The sequence below is a fragment of the Hydrogenophaga sp. 70-12 genome, from assembly GCF_001897365.1.
Lineage (GTDB): Bacteria > Pseudomonadota > Gammaproteobacteria > Burkholderiales > Burkholderiaceae_C > Hydrogenophaga > Hydrogenophaga borbori.
The window spans coordinates 1-3,833 of record NZ_MKSS01000029.1 but is presented as its reverse complement, the minus strand read 5'-3'; the positions used below and the strand labels follow the sequence as shown (position 1 = coordinate 3,833).

General features: G+C 73.2%; 3 protein-coding genes. 2 read left to right on the top strand and 1 reads right to left on the bottom strand.

Annotation, left to right across the window (positions count from 1 at the left end; all coding sequences use genetic code 11):
• Both BGO22_RS02070 and BGO22_RS02065 read left to right on the top strand, forming a co-directional pair.
• Positions 1-921 (top strand): YjgN family protein (locus BGO22_RS02070; RefSeq protein WP_286848578.1); only part of this gene is annotated, 921 nt, incomplete at its 5' end.
• Positions 922-927: 6 nt separating this feature from the next.
• Positions 928-1,983, top strand: coding sequence for a M48 family metallopeptidase (locus BGO22_RS02065; RefSeq protein WP_070397655.1), 1,056 nt, complete (start codon positions 928-930; stop codon positions 1,981-1,983).
• A gap of 31 nt (positions 1,984-2,014) precedes the next feature.
• Here BGO22_RS02065 and BGO22_RS02060 read toward each other — a convergent pair whose 3' ends face one another.
• Positions 2,015-3,796: an ABC transporter transmembrane domain-containing protein gene (locus tag BGO22_RS02060; RefSeq protein WP_070397656.1), complete on the bottom strand. Its 1,782-nt coding sequence runs from the start codon at positions 3,794-3,796 to the stop codon at positions 2,015-2,017.
• Between the last annotated feature and the right edge of the window lie 37 nt (positions 3,797-3,833).

The following is a 3,833-nucleotide window of genomic DNA, read 5'->3' as shown; positions in this document are numbered from 1 at the left end:
GGCTACCTGGTGGTGGCGCTGTTCGGCCTGGCCTATGGCGTCACCTCGGAAACGGCGCCGCTGGTGGCCGGCGCCATCTTCCTGGTGTTCGCCCTGCTGTGGCCGGCGCTGTGGCGGGCCTCGCTGCAGTTTCGCCTGCGCAACACCAGCTGGCGCGGTGTGCGCCTGAGCTTCGAGGGCGACCTCAAGGGCGCCTACCTGGCCTTCGCGCCGCTGCTGCTGCCCGTGCTGGGTTTCGTGGCCCTGGGCCTGAGCGCGCCCGACCTGGCACCCGGCGAGGGCGCCTCGCCCGAGGAGCGGCGGCGCATGGGCCTGCTGTTCCTGGGCGTGATGGCGCTGTTCGCGCTGGTCATGCCCTGGTGTCTGGCGCGCATCAAGCAGTACCAGCACGGCGGCTACCGCTTTGCTGGCGAGCGCACCGAGCTGCGCGCCGGTGTGCGCCAGTTCTACGGGCTTGGCTTGCGCACCGGCGGCGTGATGCTGCTGGTGGTGCTGATCGTGGGCGCCATCGCGGCGCTGGGCGTGGGCTTGGCGGGGCGCACGGCGGCTGGCGTGCTGATGCTGAGCGGCGCCGTCGCGCTGGGCTATCTGCTGTTTCCCATGCTGGTGGTGACCCACTACACCGCCGCGCTGCAGAACCTGGTGTGGCAGAACACCCGCAGCCGCAACACGCGCTTTCGCAGCGGGCTGGGCTTTGGCGCGCTGGCGCGCGTGACGGCGGTGAACTGGCTGCTGATCGCGCTGACCTTGGGTCTGTATTGGCCTTTCGCCCAGGTGCGCCTGGCGCGCGCCCGGCTGGAGGCCATGGCGCTGCAGGTCAAGGGCTCGGTGAACGACTGGCTGGCGCACGCGCAGCGGCGTGACGTCGGCCCGCTGGGCGACGCCGCGGGCGACTTCTTCGGCATCGACATGGGGTTGTGAGCGGGCATGGGTGAGCCGCTGCCCACGCGCTGGTTCGATGGCCGCAGCCCGCGCGGGCGCGCGGTGCAGCTGCGCGTCGAGGGCGATGAGCTGGTGCTGGAGCCGCTGGACGCGGAGCGCGCCGAGCCGCCGCGGCGCTACCCCCTGCGCGAGGTGCGCTGGCCTGAGCGCCGCACACACGGCCAGCGCCAGACCGAGCTGCCCGACGGCGGCCTGATCCAGCACGCCGACGCCAGCGGCTGGGACGCCTGGTGGGCCGCCCAGGGCCTGCGCGAGTCCTGGGTGGTGGGCTGGCAGCAGAGCTGGCGCGCCACCGCCGCGGCGGTGGTGGGCGCCGTCGCGGTGCTGCTGGCGAGCTGGTTCTGGGGCGTGCCCGTGGCCAGCCAGTTCGTCGCGCAGCGCCTGCCGCTGTCGCTGGACGAGCGCATCGGGCGCGACGGCTTGGCCCAGCTCGACCGCGCGCTGCTCAAGCCCACGCGCCTGGACGAGGCGCGGCGCCAGGCGATCGAGCGGCGCTGGCGGGCCTTCGTCGAGCGCGCCCACCCCGAGGGCGACGCGCCCGCCTGGCGCCTGTCGTTCCGGGATGCGCCCGAGTTGGGCCCCAACGCCCTGGCCCTGCCGGGCGGACAGATGGTCGTGACCGACCAACTGGTCGAGCTGCTGCACGACCGGCCCGACGCGCTGACCGGCGTGCTGGCGCACGAGCTGGGCCACGTGCGCCACCGCGACGGCCTGGACATGCTGGTGCGCGCCAGCCTGCTGAGCGCCATCGTGGGCGTGGTCTTCGGCGACGCCAGCGGCTTCATCGCCAGCGTGCCGGCGGCGCTGCTGACCCAGTCTTACTCGCGCGACGTGGAGCGCCGCGCCGACGCCTACGCGGCCGAGCGGCTGGACCGCGCGGGCCTGTCGCCGGCCGTGATGGTCTCGCTGTTCGAGCGCCTGGCCACCGCGCGAAAAAACCAGGACCGCGACGCCGACGGCGTGCTGCCGATCGCGTTGGCCAGCCACCCGGCGGACGAGGAGCGCATCCGCTTCTTCCGCGAGTGGGCGCCCGAGCGCTGAGGCTGGGCGCGGGCACGCCGCGCCGGCGGAATCAGGCGTTGAACTGCAGAGCCGCCAGGCCCGCGTACACCCCGCCGCGCGCCACCAGCTCGGCGTGCGTGCCTTGCTCCACGAGGCGCCCGTGGTCCATCACCACGATGGGGTCGGCGCGCTGCACCGTGGCCAGCCGGTGGGCGATGACCAGGGTGGTGCGGTTGCGCATGGCGGCCTCCAGCGCCGCCTGCACCACGCGCTCGCTCTGCGCGTCCAGCGCGCTGGTGGCCTCGTCCAGCAGCAGCAGCGGCGGGTTCTTCAGCATGGCGCGCGCGATGGCGATGCGCTGGCGCTGGCCGCCCGACAGGCGCACACCGCGCTCGCCCAGGAAGGTGGCGTAGCCCTCGGGCAGTTGGGCGATGAACTCGTCGGCGAAGGCGGCGCGCGCGGCGGCCTTCACCGCTTCGTCGCTGGCGCCCGGCTGGCCGTAGCGGATGTTCTCCATGGCGCTGCTGGAGAAGATCACCGGGTCCTGCGGCACGATGCCGATGCGCTCGCGCAGGTCCTGCAGCCGCAGGGCGTTGATCGGCGTGCCGTCGAGCACGATGCGGCCCTGCTGCGGGTCGTAGAAGCGCAGCAGCAGCGAGAACACGGTGGTCTTGCCGGCGCCGCTGGGGCCCACGATGGCGACCGTCTGCCCCGGCGCCACCGCCAGCGAAAACCCGTCCAGCGCCGCCTGCGCCGGGCGCGAGGGGTAATTGAAGCGGACTTGCTCGAACGCCAGCGCGCTGCCGCCCGCCGGCAGCGGCGCGTCCACGGCGTTCGCGGGCGATCGCACCGGCGACTCGCTGGCCAGCAGCTCCACCAGGCGCTCGCTCGCGCCCGCGGCGCGCAGCAGGTCGCCGTACACCTCGCCCAGCACGGCCACCGCGCCCGCGAAGATCACCACGTAGAACACCGCCTGGCCCAGCTGCCCCGGCGACAGCTGGCCGTTCAGAACCGCCTGCGTGCCCTGGAACATGCCCCAGAGGATGAGCGCCGCGTTGGCGATGATGACGAAGGCCACCAGCGCGGCGCGCGCCTTGGTGCGGCGCACGGCGGTCTCGAACGCGTGCTGGGTGGATTGCTCGAAGCGTTGGGATTCGCGCCCCTCGGCCGCGTAGCTCTGCACCGTGGGAATCGCGTTCAGCACCTCGGCCGCGATGGAGCTCGAATCGGCGATGCGGTCCTGGCTGGCGCGCGAGAGCCGGCGCACCCGGCGCCCGAACCACATGGCCGGCAGCACCACCAGCAGCACCGTGGCCAGCACCAACACCATCACATAGGGGTGCGACCACACCAGCATCACCAGCGCGCCCAGGCCCATCACCGCGTTGCGCAGGCCCATGGACAACGATGAGCCCACGACGGTCTGGACCAGCGTGGTGTCGGCCGTCAGTCGCGACAGCACCTCGCCGGTCTGCGTGGTCTCGAAGAACTGAGGGCTTTGGCGCAGCACGTGGCGGTACACCGCGTTGCGCAGGTCGGCCGTGATGCGCTCGCCGATCCAGCTGACCAGGTAAAAGCGCACCGCCGAGAACAGGCCCAGCGCCACCGCCACCCCGAACAGCGCCGCGAAATGCTCGCGCAGCGCCAGCACCTGATCACCACGCCCCGCCGGCACCAGGCCGTCGTCGATCAGCAGGCGCAGCGCCACCGGAAACGCCAGCGTGGCCGCCGCCGCCAGCACCAGGAAGAGCAGGGCCAGCCCCATTTGCAGGCGGTAGGGACGCATGAAGGGCAGCAGCCCGGTGAGCGAACGCGGGCTCTTGCCCGAGGGGCGGTCGGAGGCGGTGGCCATGGGGGAGGGGACCCGGAGGTCGGTGCCGAGGGGGGTG

Bases quoted from the DNA above. Each gene is read 5' to 3' on its own strand.
- BGO22_RS02060 (WP_070397656.1), bottom strand. From the start codon at position 3,796: ATGGCCACCGCCTCCGACCGCCCCTCGGGCAAGAGCCCGCGTTCGCTC.
- BGO22_RS02065 (WP_070397655.1), top strand. From the start codon at position 928: ATGGGTGAGCCGCTGCCCACGCGCTGGTTCGATGGCCGCAGCCCGCGC.